This window comes from Micromonospora sp. NPDC049903 (assembly GCF_044460945.1).
Taxonomy (GTDB): Bacteria; Actinomycetota; Actinomycetes; order Mycobacteriales; family Micromonosporaceae; genus Micromonospora.
Genome location: NZ_JBITKL010000033.1, coordinates 1 through 16,714 on the forward strand (window position 1 = coordinate 1; position 16,714 = coordinate 16,714).

At 73.9% G+C, this 16,714-nt stretch carries 11 protein-coding genes and 1 pseudogene; 6 read left to right on the forward strand and 6 right to left on the reverse strand.

Features of this window, described 5'->3' with window-relative positions; translation table 11 throughout:
- From ACIBO1_RS29225 to ACIBO1_RS29235, 3 genes and pseudogenes are all read left to right on the forward strand, one after another.
- Positions 1–612: pseudogene (locus ACIBO1_RS29225) on the forward strand (type I glutamate--ammonia ligase); the annotation flags it as partial.
- An 88-nt stretch (positions 613–700) separates the two neighbouring features.
- On the forward strand, positions 701–1,069 hold the full coding sequence (locus ACIBO1_RS29230; protein WP_396752104.1) for a PadR family transcriptional regulator: 369 nt from the start codon (positions 701–703) through the stop codon (positions 1,067–1,069).
- On the forward strand, positions 1,066–2,040 hold the full coding sequence (locus ACIBO1_RS29235) for a hypothetical protein (protein WP_396752031.1): 975 nt from the start codon (positions 1,066–1,068) through the stop codon (positions 2,038–2,040). Before ACIBO1_RS29230 ends, ACIBO1_RS29235 begins: the two co-directional genes overlap by 4 nt.
- 533 nt (positions 2,041–2,573) lie before the next feature.
- Here ACIBO1_RS29235 and mptB (ACIBO1_RS29240) read toward each other — a convergent pair.
- Both mptB (ACIBO1_RS29240) and mptB (ACIBO1_RS29245) read right to left on the reverse strand, forming a co-directional pair.
- On the reverse strand, positions 2,574–4,370 hold the full coding sequence (gene mptB / locus ACIBO1_RS29240) for a polyprenol phosphomannose-dependent alpha 1,6 mannosyltransferase MptB (RefSeq protein ID WP_396752033.1): 1,797 nt from the start codon (positions 4,368–4,370) through the stop codon (positions 2,574–2,576).
- Between the two features lie 14 nt (positions 4,371–4,384).
- Positions 4,385–5,794: a polyprenol phosphomannose-dependent alpha 1,6 mannosyltransferase MptB gene (gene mptB / locus ACIBO1_RS29245; protein WP_396752035.1), complete on the reverse strand. Its 1,410-nt coding sequence runs from the start codon at positions 5,792–5,794 to the stop codon at positions 4,385–4,387.
- Between the two features lie 35 nt (positions 5,795–5,829).
- On the opposite strand from mptB (ACIBO1_RS29245), the gene ACIBO1_RS29250 reads away from it, so the two are divergent.
- Complete coding sequence (locus ACIBO1_RS29250) at positions 5,830–7,599, forward strand: hypothetical protein (protein ID WP_396752037.1); 1,770 nt, start codon at positions 5,830–5,832, stop codon at positions 7,597–7,599.
- A 72-nt stretch (positions 7,600–7,671) separates the two neighbouring features.
- Here ACIBO1_RS29250 and ACIBO1_RS29255 read toward each other — a convergent pair whose 3' ends face one another.
- Positions 7,672–10,791 carry a bifunctional [glutamine synthetase] adenylyltransferase/[glutamine synthetase]-adenylyl-L-tyrosine phosphorylase gene (locus ACIBO1_RS29255; RefSeq protein WP_396752039.1) on the reverse strand — a complete coding sequence of 1,040 codons (3,120 nt, stop codon included), beginning with the start codon at positions 10,789–10,791 and terminating at the stop codon, positions 7,672–7,674.
- Positions 10,791–11,558 carry a type 1 glutamine amidotransferase gene (locus ACIBO1_RS29260; protein ID WP_350700664.1) on the reverse strand — a complete coding sequence of 256 codons (768 nt, stop codon included), beginning with the start codon at positions 11,556–11,558 and terminating at the stop codon, positions 10,791–10,793. The genes ACIBO1_RS29255 and ACIBO1_RS29260 overlap by 1 nt, the downstream gene beginning before the upstream one ends.
- A gap of 126 nt (positions 11,559–11,684) precedes the next feature.
- Here ACIBO1_RS29260 and ACIBO1_RS29265 point away from each other — a divergent pair, with 126 nt between their 5' ends.
- Both ACIBO1_RS29265 and ACIBO1_RS29270 read left to right on the forward strand, forming a co-directional pair.
- Positions 11,685–12,560 (forward strand): LD-carboxypeptidase, encoded by an 876-nt coding sequence (locus ACIBO1_RS29265; protein ID WP_396752106.1) that lies wholly within the window; start codon positions 11,685–11,687, stop codon positions 12,558–12,560.
- 134 nt (positions 12,561–12,694) lie between these two features.
- Positions 12,695–13,192: a hypothetical protein gene (locus ACIBO1_RS29270; RefSeq protein WP_396752041.1), complete on the forward strand. Its 498-nt coding sequence runs from the start codon at positions 12,695–12,697 to the stop codon at positions 13,190–13,192.
- Positions 13,193–13,246: 54 nt separating this feature from the next.
- On the opposite strand, the gene ACIBO1_RS29275 is transcribed toward ACIBO1_RS29270, so the two are convergent.
- Complete coding sequence (locus ACIBO1_RS29275) at positions 13,247–15,958, reverse strand: alpha-amylase family glycosyl hydrolase (RefSeq protein ID WP_396752043.1); 2,712 nt, start codon at positions 15,956–15,958, stop codon at positions 13,247–13,249.
- 263 nt (positions 15,959–16,221) lie between these two features.
- A complete protein-coding gene (locus tag ACIBO1_RS29280; protein WP_350698551.1) occupies positions 16,222–16,647 on the reverse strand; it encodes a DUF350 domain-containing protein in 426 nt (141 codons plus the stop codon).
- Between the last annotated feature and the right edge of the window lie 67 nt (positions 16,648–16,714).

Here is a 16,714-nt window from a genome sequence, read left to right on the forward strand (position 1 = left end):
CACACCCACCAAAGCCTCTGGCTCGGCGGCGAACCCCTCTTCTACGACGAGACCGGCTACGCCGGCCTGTCCGACACCGCCCGCTGGTACATCGGTGGTCTCCTGCACCACGCCCCGTCACTGCTGGCCTTCACCAACCCCACCGTCAACTCCTACCGCCGCCTCGTGCCCGGCTACGAAGCGCCGGTCAACCTGGTCTACTCCCAGCGCAACCGCTCCGCCTGCACCCGCATCCCCGTCACCGGCAGCAACCCCAAGGCCAAGCGCGTCGAGTTCCGCGTGCCGGACCCGTCGGCGAACGTGTACCTCGCCTTCTCCGCCATGATGATGGCCGGCCTCGACGGCATCAAGAGCAAGATCGAACCACCCGCCCCCATCGACAAGGACCTCTACGACCTCCCGCCCGAGGAATGGGGCGACGTCAAGCAGGTCCCCGGTTCGCTACCGGCCGTGCTCGACTCGCTCGAAGCCGACCACGACTACCTCCTCGAAGGCGGCGTCTTCACCCCCGACCTCATCTCCACCTGGGTCGACTGGAAACGCGCCAACGAGGTCGACCCGGTGCGTCTGCGGCCGACCCCGCACGAGTTCGCCATGTACTTCGACTGCTGACACCCATCAACACCGCTCGGGCCGGCTCCGCTACCGCGGAGCCGGCCCGAGCGTGTTACGGGCATCGGCATACCTTCGCGTCCGATATATTCACGGCGCGCACACCCCGTTACGTGAACCGACGTCCCTCATCCTCACCGCGCTGGCCCGAGAGCCGATGCACGGGTACGCGATCATCGGTGAGGTGGCCGCCCTCTCCGACGGACGGCTCTCGCTGCGCCCCGGCACCCTCTACGGCGCACTGGACCGGTTGACCGACGCCGGCCTGGTGGAACTCGACCGCGAGGAGACCGTCGACGGTCGACTGCGGCGCTACTACCGGCTCTCCCCCGCCGGAGGCAGCACGCTGGCCGCCGAGACCGAACGGCTGCGGCGCAACGTCGAGGCCGCCACCGCGCGGCTGCGTGCCCGCACGGCGCGACCGCTGGCCCCGCGTACCGCCGGTGGTCTGGCATGAGCGGGCTCGAATCTCGCTACCGGCATCTGCTGCGGGCCTACCCGGCGGACTACCGCCGCGAGCGGGGCGAGGAGATCGTCGGCACGTACCTCGACCTCGCCGATCCGGGACGGCGCTGGCCGTCGGTCGCGGACGCCGCCGACCTCGTGCGGGGTGGCCTCCGTCAGCGCCTCCGGGCCGCCGGGGCCGGCGAGGTAGTCCCCGGCGTACGTCTCGCCGCCCTGCTCGCCCTGGCCACCGCCGCCTTCCTCGCCGCCTTCTGGGCGCTCGCCGAGGTGCAACCACCACCGGCCGCGTGGGGTGTCCCGAGCTTCGGGCCGTTCGTCTCGGTCGGCATCGTCGCGTGGCTCACCTGGCTGGTCGCCGCTTCGCTGCTGCTCGTCGCTCCGGGCCGACCCGCCCGGCTCGGGATCACCGTGGCGGTGCTGGCCACCACGGCGGTGCCGGTGGCGAGCCTGGTCGCCGACGTCGGTCGGCCCCCGTTGTCCGTGCTGGTGCCGCAGCTCGCCCTCGGGGCGCTGGCACTCGCGGTGGACACCCGGTCGCCGCTGCCGGTGCGGGCGTTGCCGACCGTGGCGGCGCTCGGCGGTGCCGCCACCGCCTCCGTCATGGTCGGACAGTCCTACTGGGGCTGGTACGGCTGGACGGCCGAGCAACTCCTGCCGGCCACCGGCGGCGTGCTGCTGGCGGTCGCCGTGCTGCTCGCCGTCGGGCTGACCATGCGTCAGGACCGGCGGGGCCAGTGGTCGGTGGTGGCCCTGCTCACCCCGATCGGCCTGCTCAACGTGCACATCCTGGCCGGCATGGTGGACGGTCTCGGCGGTGCGCCGCGCCCGACCCACCCGACCATGGTCGCCACGGCCCTGGTCGTCGGCCTCCTCGGACCGGCCCTGCTGCCGATCACGGTCGCCCTGCGCCGCCGCACCCCCGCGTCTGCGGCGTCCTGCCCGACCTGCGGCGCACACGGCTGACCCCTACCTGCCTTCTCTGTCCGCACCCTCCGCCCCCTGTGCCCTCCGCCCCTGCGCCCGTGCGTGCCACGCAGGGCGGCGTTGGTGTGCGGGCTGGTTTGCCGGCCTGGGTGGAGATGGTGGCCCGATGGTGGCCGGCCTGGGCCGCGCCGGGCCGCGCCTGGGCCCGGGCCGGGCCGGGCCGCGCCGCACGGGGGCCGGGCCGGGCGGGGGCCGGGCCGGGCGGGGGCCGGGCCGGGCGGGGGCCGGGCCGGGCGGGGGCCGGGCCGGGCGGGGGCCGGGCCGGGCCGGGCAGGGGCCGGGCCGGGCCGGGCCGGGGGCCGGGCCGGGCCGGGCAGGGGCCGGGCCGGGCAGGGCAGGGGCCGGGCCGGGCAGGGCAGGGGCCGGGCCGTCGTAAGAGATTGCGGCGCGGCCGGTGGGGCTGACGTTGTCCGCGGTGGGAGGTGGGTAGATCTGTTGTCGCTGGAGCGACAACAGATCTACCCACCTGCGGCCGCCGAGTGGCGTGCGGCTCGGGTTCGCGGCAACTGGGCTCAGCGCGACTCGCGGTTCCGGCGCATCCGGGACAGGAACCGGACCGCCAGGACGACCATCAACAGGGTCATCGCCACCGCGCCGGGCGCCTTCACCAGTCGGGCCACGTTGGTGCCGTCCGGCAGGGCGAGGAAGGACGCCGCCGCGACGGGCACCAGGAACCAGGTGGTCCGGGTCGCCGCCAGCGCGAGCAGCGCCAGCGGCCAGGTCGCGTACCAGGGATGGAACACCGGCGCGAGGACGACGGTGAGGGCCAACGCCAACCCCGCGCCGAGCAGCACCGAACGGCGCCGGCTCACCCCCGCGCTCACCGTCGACGGGCCGACACCGACCGCAGCAGGCGGGCCGTTGCCGGTCGCGCTGGCAGCAGGCGGGCCGGATGGCGCGGCGTCACGGAAGCCGTGCAACGTCTCCGGCGGCGCGGCGTCACGGAAGCCGCCCCGTGTCTCCGGCGGTGCGGTGACGCGGGAGCCGTGCAGTGTCGACCAGGTACGCCACCAGAGCAGCACCAGCAGGACCGCCAGCAGGAGCAGCGCCGCGATCCGGGCCACCGGCACACCGACGGGCGGCAGCCCGACCGCTTCGCCGAGGTAGTCCACGAGCATGCCGACGGCGGTCGGCGGCGACGTCCACTGCACGGTGTCGCCGCTGCTGCCCAGTCCACCGATCCAGCCCAGCCCGAGACTGGACACCAGCGAGGACACCAGCAGCGCGCCCAGCACACCGGCGGCGAGCAGACCGCCGTCGCGCAGCAGGGCCGCGACCGTGTACCGGCCACGGACCGCCGCCAGCGCCGCGAACGGCAGCACCACCACGGCGGTCGCCTTCACCGAGACCGCCAGGCCGAGCAGCACCCCGGCGACCAGCAGAGCTCCGACCGCAGGCCACCCCGCGACGCCCGGCGGAAGCCCGCCGCCAGGCGACCCAGCCACGCCCGGCGGCACCCTGGCGGTCGACGGCTGACCCGCGCCGGACGTCCTCCCGCCGGTCGACAGCCCAGCACCGCCGGGCAGAGCAGCGACGCCCGACGACCCAGCGACGCCGGACGACCCAGCGACGCCCGGTGATACGCCAGCGGCCGACGTCGGGCGGCGGACGAGCAGCAGGAGGCCGAGCAGGAGCAGACCGAGCATCACGGCGTCGTTGTGCGCGCCGGACACCAGGTGCACGCCGACCAGTGGGCAGGCGAGCACCAGCCAGGTCGCCCGCGCAGGCGGCACCCCCGCCGCCCGCGCCAGGCCGGGCAGGCAGAGCGTGGCCAGCAGCAGTCCGGACACCGCCAGCACCCGCAACAGCACCAGCGTGCCGGCCAGGCTGCCACCGAGGACCACCGCGAGTGCGGCGAGGAGGACGAAGAACGGGCCGTACGGTGCGGCGGTGTCCCGCCACACCGGGGCGACCGCGTCCAGCCATGGACAGCCCGCCTCGGCCACACCGGTGGCGTACGGGTCACCGCCCTCGGCGTACACCCAGCCCTGACAGGCGTACGAGTAGACGTCCCGGCTGCCCAGCGGCGCGCTGACCAGCAGCGGCATCGTCCACAACGCGGCGGTCCGTAACGCCCACCCGGTCGACCGGGCGCCAGCGCGCAGCGTCCACCAGGCGCCCACCATGGCGGTGGTGCCGAGCAGCCACAGCAGTACGGCCGGAAAGGGGTGGCCGGCCCGGGTGGTGATGCTGTCGGGCAGGGCGCCGCCGGCGTACGCGGAGACGGTGAGGGCCACCGCCCCCAGCAGGCCGACGTACCGCACGCGGCGGTCCCGGGTGGAGGCGGGTCGGACGCCGGTCTCGGTCACCGGCGTGCTTCTCCTCAGTCGACGGGAACCGGGCGGCGAGCCGCCCGAGCCGACCGTACCAAGCGGACCGCCACCCAGATCACGAACAGCGTCATCAGCGGCGCACCCACCGTCTTGGTGTACCGGGGCAGGCCGGTGCCGTCGGCCAGCACCTGGAACGCGGCGAACACCGTCACCGCGCTGAACCACCAGGTGCGGTGGGCGGTGGCGGCGAGCAGCGCCAGCGGCCAGAACCAGTACCAGGGGTGGAACAGCGGCGCCAACGCGACCGTGGCGGTCAACGCCAGCGCGGCGTGCCAGAGCGGCTCGCGGTGACGTGCCCGGAACCACAGCCACACCAGCAGCGCCGCCAGCACCACCATGCCGATCCCCCGGGTGACCGGCAGCGCGTCGACGTGCAGGCCGAACGGCAGCAGCACGTACCCGACGGTCTGCCCGACGGCGGTCGGCGGCGAGGTCCAGGCGATCACCTCGTTGCCGTGCGACAGCCCGGTGATCCAGCCGAGATTCAGCCCGGCGCCGAGGGTCACCGCGATGAGCGTCGCCACCGCGCCGCCGACCACGGGGGTGCCGTGGCGCAGCAGCCCGCGCAGGGAGAACCCGCCACCGATCGCGAGCAGCGCCGCGAACGGGACCACCACCAGGGCGGTCACCTTGATCCCGGCGGCCATGCCGAGCACGATCCCACCGGCCAGCAGCGGCCACGGCCGGGCCGGTCGACTGACCACGATCGCCAGGCCGGCCACCATGAACCCGACCATCAACGCGTCGTTGTGCACCCCGGAGATCAGGTGTACGCCCACCAGCGGGCCGGCCAGCGCCAGCCAGAGCGCCCGGCCGACCGGTACCCCGCAGTGGCGGGCCAGCACCGGCAGGCTCACCGCCGTCAGCAGCACACCGGCGACCGCGAGTACCCGGAACAGCGCGATGCTGGCGATCAGCGAGCCGGTCGCGGCGACGATCGCGCCGGAGAGCACCACGAACAGCGGCCCGTACGGCGCCGGGGTGTCCCGCCAGATGAAGGACATGGTGTCCAGCCACGGACACGGCAACGTGGAGACGCCGTACTCGTACGGGCTGATGCCGTTGGCGAAGCTCGCCCCCTGACAGGCGTACGCGTAGGCGTCCCGGCTGCCCAGCGGCGGCGTGAACAGGAACGGCACGAGCCACAGCCCGGCGGTGACCAGCGCCCAGCGCGCCGACGGCACCCGGTCCCGCAACGTCCACCACGCGAACGCCATCGCGGCCGTACCGAACAGCCACAACGCGATGATCAGCGGTCCGTACGGCCCCTGCCAGATGCGCAGCGGAGTGGGCCGCAGATCGCCGTCGGGCAGGGCGCCACCGAGGAACGCCGCCACGGCGAGCATGATCGATCCGGCCAGTCCGGTCCAGCGCACGAGGTGATGGGGCACGTCCGACATGCTGCCAGTACCGTGAGCGCGGTACGGAGGTGGGCATGCGGGGCAGTCGGGTGGTGGCGCTGGCCGCCGCGTGCGCCGGGGCGCTCGGTGTGGCGTACCTCATCCTTCCGGTGATGGGTTCGGACCTGGCGGCGCAGGTGGCCCGGGCCGACTTCTTCGCCACCCACGGCGCGACCCCGGTCGACCTGCGCTGGTACGCGGGGGTCCAGCAGTTCGGCTACAGCCTGCTGACCCAGCCGGTGATGGCTCTGCTCGGGGTACGCCTCACCGGCGTGATCGCGGTGGTCGCCGCGGCGGCCCTCTTCGCCGCGCTGCTGGTCCGCACCGGGGTGCCCCGGCCGCTGCTCGGCAGCCTGGTCGGGGTGGTCACCATCGCCGGCAACCTGGTCTCCGGCCGGGTGACGTACGGCCTCGGGGTGGCCTTCGGCCTCGCCGCCCTGCTCGCCCTCACCTGGCGCCGCGGATCGCCGGCCGGCTCGTCCGTGCCCGACCTCGCGGCTCGTGCCGGAAGTCGGGGCCTGGGCGCCAGCATCGGCAGCTCGTGGCGACCGCTCGTGGTGGCCGGGGCGGCAGCGCTGCTGGCGTCGGCGGCCAGTCCGGTGGCCGGGCTCTTCGTCGGCCTCGCCGGGGTCGCCGTGCTGCTGTCCGGTCGGTACGCCGACGGGTTGACCGTCGCGGTCGCGGCGGCGGTGCCGTTGGGCGTGACCGCGTTGCTGTTCGGCGACGGCGGCTGGATGAACATCAGCCGGACCGACACCATCCGGGCGACGGTGACCGCCCTGCTGGTGGCCGTGCTGGTCGGCTACCGCCCGGTGTGGTCGGGTGCGTTGCTGGCAGCGGGCGGGGTGGTCGCGGCGGCGCTGGTGCACACCCCGGTCGGGCTGAACGCCACCCGGCTGGCGACCATGTTCGCCCTGCCAGTCCTGGCCGCCGCCGCCCGTCCCCCCGCCTGGCTGGTCCGATCGGCACGACACCTCACCGTCACGCCGCGACCCGACACCGCCGTCCGACCCGACGTCAGCGGGCGACCCGAGGTCACCGACCGACCCGAGGTCACCGGGCGGCCCGAGGTCACCGGGCGGCCCGAGGCGGCGGCGCGGCCAATGCGGCGGGGCGTGCCGGCGGTGGCGCTCGCCGTGCTGCTGGCGGCGGTGTGCTGGTGGCAGCCACCGGTGGTCTCCGCCGACCTGCGCAGCATCGGCGACCCGACCAGCCAGCCGAGCTACTACGCGCCACTGCGCGCCGAACTCGACCGGCGCGGGCTGACCGGGCGGGTGGAGGTGCCGCCGACCCGCAACTACTGGGAGGCCGCCCGGATGGGTGACGTGCCGCTGGCCCGGGGCTGGCTGCGGCAGGCGGACATCGACCGCAACCCGATCTTCTTCACCACCGTGCCCGGGGCCGCCGGCACCGGCGTACCGCTGACCGCCGACAGCTACCGGGCCTGGCTCGACGAGTACGCCGTGCAGTACGTCGCGGTACCCGACGCACCACTGTCCTGGGTCGGTCGCGCCGAGGCCGAGTTGGTGACCGCCGGCCTGCCGTACCTGACTGAGGTCTGGTCCGACCCCGACTGGCGGCTGTACGTGGTGACCGACCCGACTCCCCTGGTCGGTGCCCCGGCCGAACTGGTCCGCGCGGGCGGCGCCTCGGTCACCTTCCGCACCTCGGACGCGGGCACGGTGCCGGTCCGGGTGCGGCACAGCCGGTGGCTGACCGTGTCCGGCGGCGCCACCGTCACCGCCGAGGGGGGCTGGACGACGGTCACGGTGCCGCGCGCCGGCACGTACACCCTCGGTAGTTGATCGGGCGCTGCGGTCGTCGGGTGTTAATAAGGGGCCCTTGCTCTACCGGAGGCGTTAATAAGGTGCCCTTCCTTACATCTCCAGGACGCGTTCCATGGCGGTGCGGGAGCGGCGGCCGGTGCGCAGGTACTCGTCGAGGAACTCGCCCGGGTCGTCGCGGCCGAGCAGCCGGACCACGCCGGCCAGTTCCACGCCGTGTCGGGGCAGTTGGTCGCCGGCCCGGCCCCGGACCAGCATGAGGGCGTTGCGGACCTGGGCGGCCAGGGTCCAGCCGGCCGTCATCGCCTCGGCGTCCGCCGGGTCGATCAGGCCGGCGTCGCGGGCGGCGACGAGGGCGTCGAGGGTACGGGTGCCGCGCAGCGACGGGTGGGCACCGGCGTGCTGCAACTGGAGCAGCTGCACCGCCCACTCGACGTCGGCGAGGCCGCCCCGGCCCAGTTTGGTGTGGGTGGCCGGGTCGGCGCCCCGGGGAAGTCGTTCGGTCTCCACCCGGGCCTTGATCCGGCGGATCTCGACGACCTGTTCCCGGGTGAGGCCGTCGGCCGGGTAGCGGACCGGGTCGACGAGTTGCTCGAACCGGGTGCCCAGGTCGGCGTCGCCGCAGACGCAGCGGGCCCGCAGCAGCGCCTGCGACTCCCAGACCCGGGACCAGCGGGCGTAGTACTGCTGGTAGGCGGCGAGGCTGCGGACCAGGGGCCCCTGTCGGCCCTCGGGGCGCAGGTCGGCGTCGACGCCGAGCGCCGGGTCGGGTGCCGGCATGCCGAGCAGGCGGCGCAGTTCCTCGGCGATGGCGTGGGCGGCGGCGCTCGCCGCGCTCTCGGCGACGCCCTCGGGGGCCTCGTAGACGAAGAGGACGTCGGCGTCGGAGAGGTAGTTCGACTCGTACCCGCCGAGGCGGCCCATGCCGATCACCGCGAACTTCAGGTCGGGCATGGGCGGCTGGGCGGCGCGGGCGGTCCGCAGCGCGGCGGCCAGGGTGGCGTCGGTGACGGCGGCCAGTGCGGTGCCGACGGTGATGATGTCGCCGAGCGTCGAGCGGTCCGTGTCCGGGCGGGTGGGGGTCAGCGAGCCGGCGCGGCTGAGCACGTCGGCGCAGGCGAGCCGGAGCAGTTCCCGGCGACGCAGCGCACGGACCGCCCGGATCGCCTCGACCGGGTCGGTGTGTCGGGCCGCCGCCGCGGCGAACCCGTCGCCGAGCACCTCACGGGGCCGGGGGGTCAGTTCGCTCTCCTCGGCCAGCAGTCGCAGCGACTCGGGTTCCCGGCTCAGCAGGTCGGCGACGTACCGGGAGGAGGAGAGCACCCGGGCCAGCCGGCGGGCCACCGGGCCGGAGTCGCGCAGCAGGCGCAGATACCAGGGGGTGCTGCCGAGGGAGTCGGAGACCTGGCGGTAGTTGAGCAGGCCACGGTCGGGTTCCGGGGCGTCGGCGAACTCGCTGAGCAGCACCGGCAGCAGGGTGCGCTGGATGGCGGCGGTGCGACTCACCCCGCCGGTGAGGGCCTGGAGGTGGCGCAGGGCCCCGGCCGGGTCGGCGAATCCGAGGATCTCCAGCCGGTTGCGGGCCGCCTCCGGGGTCAGCCGAAGGCCGTCGGCGGGTACCCGGGCCACCGACTCCAGCAGCGGCCGGTAGAGCAGTTTGGCGTGCAGTCGGCGTACCTCGGTGGCGTGGGTGACCCACTCGGCGCGGAACTCCTCGACGGCGCTGCGGCCCGGCGTGGCGGTGTAGCCGAGCGCGGTGGCGAGCCAACGCAGCGCGCCCGGCTCGGTCGGCACGGTGTGGGTGCGCCGCAGGCCCTGGAGTTGCAGGCGGTGCTCGACGCCGCGCAGGAAGCGGTAGCCGCGCAGCAGCGCCTCCCCGTCGGCCCGGCCGACGTAGCCGCCGGTGACCAGCGCCCGCAGGGTGGGGATGGTGCCGGGTGCGCGCAGGGACTCGTCGCCCCGGCCGTGCACCAGTTGCAGCAACTGCACCGCGAACTCGATGTCGCGCAGGCCGCCGGGGCCGCGCTTGATCTCGCGTTCCTGCTCCTTGGGCGGGATGTTGTCGATGATCTTCCGACGCATGGCCCGGACGTCCTCGACCGCCTCGGGCCGCTCGGCGGCGTGCCAGAGCAGCGGCGCCAGCTCGTCGATCCACTCCCGGCCGAGCGCCAGGTCACCGGCGGCCGGACGGGCCTTGAGCAGCGCCTGGAACTCCCAGGTGCGGGCCCAGCGCCGGTAGTACGCCAGGTGGCTGGCGAGGGTACGCACCAGCGGCCCCCGGTTGCCCTCGGGACGCAGCGCGGCGTCGACCGGCCAGGCGACCAGCCCGCAGATGTGGATCAGCCGGGTGGCGACGGTGGTGGCCGCCGCCAGGTCGTCGTCCTCGGCGGCCACGAAGATCACGTCGACGTCCGAGACGTAGTTCAGCTCGCCGCCGCCGCACTTGCCCATCGCCACCACGCCCAGGCGGGGCTTGCGGGTGCCCTCGGGCAGCTCGGCCACGGCGGTCGCGTAGGCGGCGGAGAGGGTGGCGTCGGCCAGCGTGGAGAGCGCCGCCATGGTCTGCTCCAGGCCGCGTCCGCCGGTCAGGTCGGCCGCCGCGACCCGCAGCAACGCCAGCCGGTACGCACGGCGCAGCACCGCCACCGGGTTGCCCTCGCCGGTCAGGTCCAGCCGCCCGTCGGCGGTCGGTGCGAGCCCGTCCGCCTCGGTGCGCAGCACCGACCACTGGTCCGGGTTGGCGACGAGGTGGTCGCCCAGCGCCGAGGAGGCGCCCAGCACGGCGATCAGTCGACGGCGCAGCCCCGGGTCGTCGTGCAGCGCGCCCAGCAGCTGCGACCCCACGCCGATGCCGCCGGTCGGTGCGGCGGCGGCCGGGCCACCGTCGCCGGAGGCGGTGGCGGTGGCTCGTCCCGGTCCGGCGCCGCGTTGGCGTACCGCCGCACCGGTGCCGCCGTTCGGGTCGGCCACGGCACGGCGCTCGGCCTCCACCATCCGGTGCAGTTGGCGCAGCGCCAGGTCCGGGTCGGCGGCCCGGGACAGCGCGGTGAGCAGCTCCCGGGCCTGGTCGCCGGTGGGTTCCTGGGTCTGCGGGCGCCACAGGTCGAGCCCGTCCGGGCCGAGCAGGTCGGCGGCGCGGGCACCGGCGTCGTCGTCGGTGATGCCGAAGCCGTACCGGGCGAGCCGGCCGGTGGCGTTGCTCGGGCGGCCCATCAGTGCCCGAGCAGCGGCAGGCTGCGGCGCGACCCGCTGTCGTCCAGTTCACCCAGGGCCAGGGCGGCGAACCTGGCGGCGAAGGGCTGCCAAACGTCCTCGATGTCGGCCAGCACCGCGGCGCAGGCGGCGACGACCAGCTCCGGGTCGTAGTCGAGCTCGGCCAGCACCGCCGAGTCGGTCGCCCACTCGGCGATCATGTCGGCGTCGCACTCGATGTGGAACTGCAGGCCCCAGGCCCGGTCGCCGAGGCGGAACGCCTGGTGCGGGAAGCGGGTGGAGGCGGCCAGCAGCGTCGCGCCGGCCGGTAGTTCGGTGATCTCGTCGGTGTGCCACTGGAGCACGTCGGGGATCAGCGGGACGTACCGGAACAACGGGTCGTTCTCGGCGGCGTCGCGCCGGCCGACCACGGCGGGGCCCACCTCCGGCCCGGAGGTGCTGCGCTCGACGGTGCCGGCGTGCGCGGTGGCGAGCAGTTGCGCACCGAGGCAGACCCCGAGTGTCGGGACGCGGTGCCGGACGGCCTTGCGGAGCAGCCCCTCCACCGCCGGCAGCCAGGGCGCGCCGGGCTTGCCGTCCGGGTACGGGTAGGCCTGCTGGTCGCCGCCGAGCACCACCAGCGCGGCGTACCCGTCGAGGTCGGCGGGGAGCGGGTCGCCCGCGTGCGGGCGGGTCACCGACAGCTCCAGACCGGCCTCGGTCAGCCACTCGCCGAGCCGTCGCGCATCGTCGGTCGGGTCGTTCTCGATCACCAACGCGGTTGCCACGCCGTCGAGGCTATCCGGTCTCCCCGACGGACCCGGCGCGCGGGACTAGGCTCTGCCGCTGTGTCCCACCACACCGCACCCGATCACGTCGTACGCCCGCCGGCGCTGCGTCCCGGCGACACCGTGATGCTGGTCTCGCCGTCCGGGCCGACCCGTCCCGAACGGGTGGCCCGGGGCATCGAGCTGCTCACCGGCTGGGGCCTGCGGCCGGTGCTCGCCCCGCACGTCTATGCGCGGCAGGGCTATCTGGCCGGCACCGACGCGCTGCGGGCCGCCGACCTGAACACCGCCTTCGGCGACCCGACGGTACGCGGGGTGATCTGCACCCGGGGCGGGTACGGCGCGCAGCGGGTGGTGGACGCGATCGACATGGCGGCGGTGCGTCGCGATCCCAAGGTGGTGGCCGGGTTCTCCGACATCACCGCGCTGCAACTGGCGCTGTGGCGAGGCGCCCGACTGGCCGGGGTGCACGGGCCGGGGGCGGCCTGGCGGGACGAACGCACGCCGTTGGCCTCCGCCGAGTCCCTGCACGCGGCGATGACCACCACCGCACCGGTCACCGTGCGCGCGGTCGAGACCGAGGACACCTTCCCGGTACGCACGTCGGGCCGGGCCGTCGGCCGACTGCTGGGCGGCAACCTCTGCCTGGTGGTGGCCTCGGTGGGCACCCCGGACATGCCGGACCTGACCGGGGCGGTGCTGTTGCTGGAGGACGTGCAGGAGCCGCCGTACAAGGTCGACCGGATGTTGACCCAGTTGCGTCGGGCGGGCGCGTTGGAGGGGCTGGCCGGGGTGGCGGTGGGCCAGTTCACCGACTGCGCGGACGGCTGGCCGGTGGGGGTCGCCGACGTGCTCACCGAACGCCTCGGCGATCTGGGCGTACCGGTGCTGGGCGGGCTGCCGATCGGGCACGGGCCCGGTCAGCTCAGCGTGCCGGTGGGCACCCGGGCCGTCCTCGACGCCGACGCCGGCACGTTGACCGTCGACCCCGCCGTCCGCTGAACCGCCTGAATGTCCGGTTCTACCGAAATTTGGGCTGACTTTGCCAGCTCGCTGACAGGTTCGCCACGGCTCGGCCCCAGCCAGGCTGGTCACTGTCGGTGACGTCATCGCATCACCGACGAGTTGGAGGACCGATGTCCCGCACGATCTCGAAGAAGCACCTGCTGGCCGGACTGGCCGCCGCGGGTGTCCTCGGCGTGGGGATCGCCGCCCCCACGGTGGCGCTCGCCGACGACAAGGCCACCCCGAGCGCCAGCGCGAGCGCCGAGCAGCAGGACGAGAAGCGGCCGGAGCCGGGCGCGCACCGGACGCAGTTCGCCGAGGCCCTGGCCGAGGAGCTGGGCGTACCCACCGAGAAGGTGACCGAGGCGCTGGAGAAGCTCCGCGAGCAGCGCAAGCAGGATCGCCCGGACGGCGAGGGTCGCGAGCGTCCCGACGGGGACCGGGGGCCGAAGGGCTCCGCCGAGGACCGCAAGGAGGCGCTGGCCGAGCGGTTGGCCAAGGCGGTCGAGGACGGCAAGCTCACCCAGGAGCAGGCCGACGCGATCACCTCGGCCGTGGAGGCCGGCGTGTTCGGCGGGCCGGGCGGCTGGGCCGGCCGGGGCGGCCCCGGCGGGACCGCCGGGAAGTGACGCCGTGCGGGGCGGCATCCGGGTGGATGCCGCCCCGCGGTCGTGGCGCGCCGGTCAGCGCAGGTACGGACCGGTGTCGCCGATCTTGCCGGGGGCCGGGTTTCCGGGCCGGGCCAGGACGTAGACCCGCAGGTTGCCCTTGCCGCTGACCGACGCGGTGAGGGTGCCGTTGGTGACCACCTTGACGTCCCCGGTCACGGCGTCGGTCCAGGTGCCGTTGGGGATGCCGCTGAAGGTGGCCCCGCCGGAGACGGTGACCAGCGCGAAGCTGTCCACCCCGCCGGCCGTGTACCGGCGTTTGTACGCGAGCTGGTTGCCGCTGATCCCCTCGGTCGAGTACTGCCCCTTCTGCAGCGCGGGGACGGCCCGACGGATCTGGTTGAGCCGTTGCACGTGCTTGACCAGCGGCTTCTGCAACGTCTGCGCGACGGTGCCGGTGGCGTTCGCGACCACCCCGAAGTCCGCGGCGGTGACGTTGCCCGCCAGGTGGGCGCCGTAGTAGGCCCGGCCGGTGGTGGCCAGCGGGCAGCTCGGGCCGCAGTCGATCCGCGCGCCCTTCTGGAACTCGATCTCCGAGCCGTAGTAGAGCGTCGGGATGCCCCGGAACGTCCACATCAGGCTCATGTTCTCCGCCCACGCGTCGGTGCCGCCGGTGTATCGCACCGAGGACTTGTTCGGCCCGTAGTCGTGGCTGTCGACGTAGACCACGTTGTAGGTGGCGTCGTTGTAGCTGTCGTCGGAGTCCCGGCCGTTGCCGAAGGCGTTGTGCGCGTCGCCGAAGTTCATGTGCATCCGCATGTCGATCACGTGCATGCCGGAGAACCGCGAGTGGTCGGGCACGTGGTAGTCGTTGCCGCGCAGGAAGGCGTTGTCGCTGGTCGGCTGGTTGCCGGTGCCGAGGAGCTGCTCGTAGTCGTACTGCTCGATCGCGGCGCGGACGTCGTCAGGGCTGTACTCCCGGCGCTCCTTCCAGGTGAAGAACTGCGCGGAGTGGTTGACCGAGCCCCGGTTCCACTTGTCGTTGACGAACGCGGCGACCTCGCCGAAGACGTAGAAGTCCTTGCCCTTCTCGCCGTGCCGGGCCACCGCGTGCTGCTGGATCGCCGGCAGGAAGCGCCGGTTCCAGGTGACCCGGGGGATGTGCACGGCGGTGTCCACCCGGAACCCGTCCACGCCCATGTCGATGAACCTGTTGTAGACGTCGATCAGGTACTGCTGCACCTGCGGGTTCTCGGTGTTGAAGTCGGCCAGGTCCTCGTGCAGCCAGCAGCTACGCGAGTCCTCGCCCTCCCAGTTACCGATCCAGCACTGGTGGTAGAGGTCGGCGGGGAACAGGCCGCTGGTGGGGACGGGCCACTGGCAGTGGTGCACGGTGTACCCCTCCCGGCTGTACGTGCCGTTCGGGGTGCCCCAGCGCAGGCACCGGTTGTCGGGCGGCGCCTGCGACGACCAGAGGTCACCGGTGTACGTCCGGCCCTTCGCGAGCGCGTTCTGCGCCGGGGTCAGCGTCGGGTCGGCACCGTCGTGCTCCACCATCGGGTCGTACTCCCGACCGGCCTGCGGCTGGTCGTAGTACCACTTCCACTGCTCGTCGCGGACGCCGTACACGGTCGGGGTGAACAGGCCCTTGGCCCCCCACCGTGAGCTGTGGTTGTAGACCACGTCCTGGAAGATCTTGATGCCCTTGGCGTGCGCGGCGTTGATCAGGTCCTGGTAGCTGGCGCCGGGGCTCTCCAGTCGCGGATCGACGCGGTGGAAGTCCCAGCCGTGATAGCCGTGGAAGTCGTAGTCGGAGCGGTTCAGGACCACCGGGGTGATCCAGAGGGCGGAGAAGCCGAGCGCCTTGACGTAGTCCAGCTTGTCGATCAGCCCCTGGAAGTCGCCCCGGAACATCGGGTCGTCGTTGGCCGCGTTGCCGGAGCGGACGTGCTGGCTGCCACCCCGGTTGTTGCTCGGGTCGCCGTCGGCGAACCGGGCGGTCATCACGAAGTAGATGCTGTCCTCGCGAGGATCACCGCCGAGCGGCGAACCGCCGGCCGAGGCGGGCGGGGCGTCGCCGCTGGTCGCGGTGACCGGCGCGCTCGCCGCCGACCAGTTGCCGGCCGCGTCGCGGGCCCGCACCGTCCACCGGTACGCGGTGCGGGGTGCCAGGCCCCCGGCGACGTGCCGGGTGCCGGTCGCGGTCACGGTGACGGGCCCGGCGGTGCCCCCGGTACGCGTCACCTCGTACCCGGTCACCGCCCGGTCGTCGGTCGACGCCGCCCAGGTCAGGGTGACGGTCACCGCGTCCACGGTGGCCCGTAGGCCGGTCGGCACGGTCGGTGCGGTGGTGTCCGGCGCGGGCGGCGGCCCGCACGGGTCGGGCGCGGCGGGGGTGACCCGGCCACCGGCCACGGTGACCGTGCCGGTGCCGAGCCGGTAGTTCGCGCCGTTGTTGTTGTCCCAGGTCCCCGTGCCGTTGGTGAAGACCACCTGGAGGCCGGTGGCGGCGCCCAGGTCGATCGTCTTGCGACGCCAGCCCGTGCAGGCGGCGTCCATGGCGACACCGGGCACCGGCGTCCAGGCGGCCCCGTCGACGCCATAGTGGATGTTGACCGACGCGCCCCAGGCCGCCGGTGGTTGGTAGTAGACCGTGACGGTGTTGGCGGCCGAGGCCGCGGTCACCGGCAGCAGGCCGGCGACGAGTCCGGCGACCAGGGCGACCACGCCCCAGCGCGCCCGTCTCCGGCCGGACACCCGTACCCGACCCCACGAACGACGTTCCATGGCTCTCCTGACACCCCGCGTCGGGCTCGGCCCGGCGCATTGACGCGAAAGGTGTTGCAAGCCCTTGCAGCAAAGGTTGCGAGGAAGTTACCAGCATGTATCTCGAATAGCCAGAGACAACCTCCGATATTCGGAGCTTTCGCTGGTCAGAAACATGGAAGGTGGCCGCAAGACTTTTCAGTGGCGATGCACCGCGCCGCACACGACGACGACCCCGGCCGGGCCGACGGGCCCGACCGGGGTCGTGGTGACGCGGGTTCAGCTCAGGCGATACAGGCGCAGACGATCAGCGCGGCGCCGAAGTGGGTGGCGGCGCTGACCTTGGCGACCGGGTGCGGCTCGTCGGAGCAGATCACCTCGCCCAGCTTGCCGGGGGTGAGCAGGTCGAGCACGAAGAAGGCCAGCGCCATGATGCCCAGGCCGATCACTCCGAACAGGACGGTCGAGGCCAGCCCCTTGGCGAAGTCGCTGTAGCTGGTCAGGATCGCGGTGAAGACGATCCCGGCGACGCCGAGCTGGTTGGCGGCGAGCAGCAGACCGGCGTTGGCGTTGCGGCGTATCCAGATCAGGTCCCGCAGCTTGCCCGGGGTCAGCAGGTCGACCAGGACGAAACCGGCGGCCATCAGCCCGACGCCGACCACCCCGAACACCACGCTCTGCCAGGCTCCGCTGAGCAGATCCTCCAGCACCGACTGCCTCCCCCACCGTCTGCGGCCGGCGGGCGCCGGCACGGTGATCGAGACGATAGCGGCACCG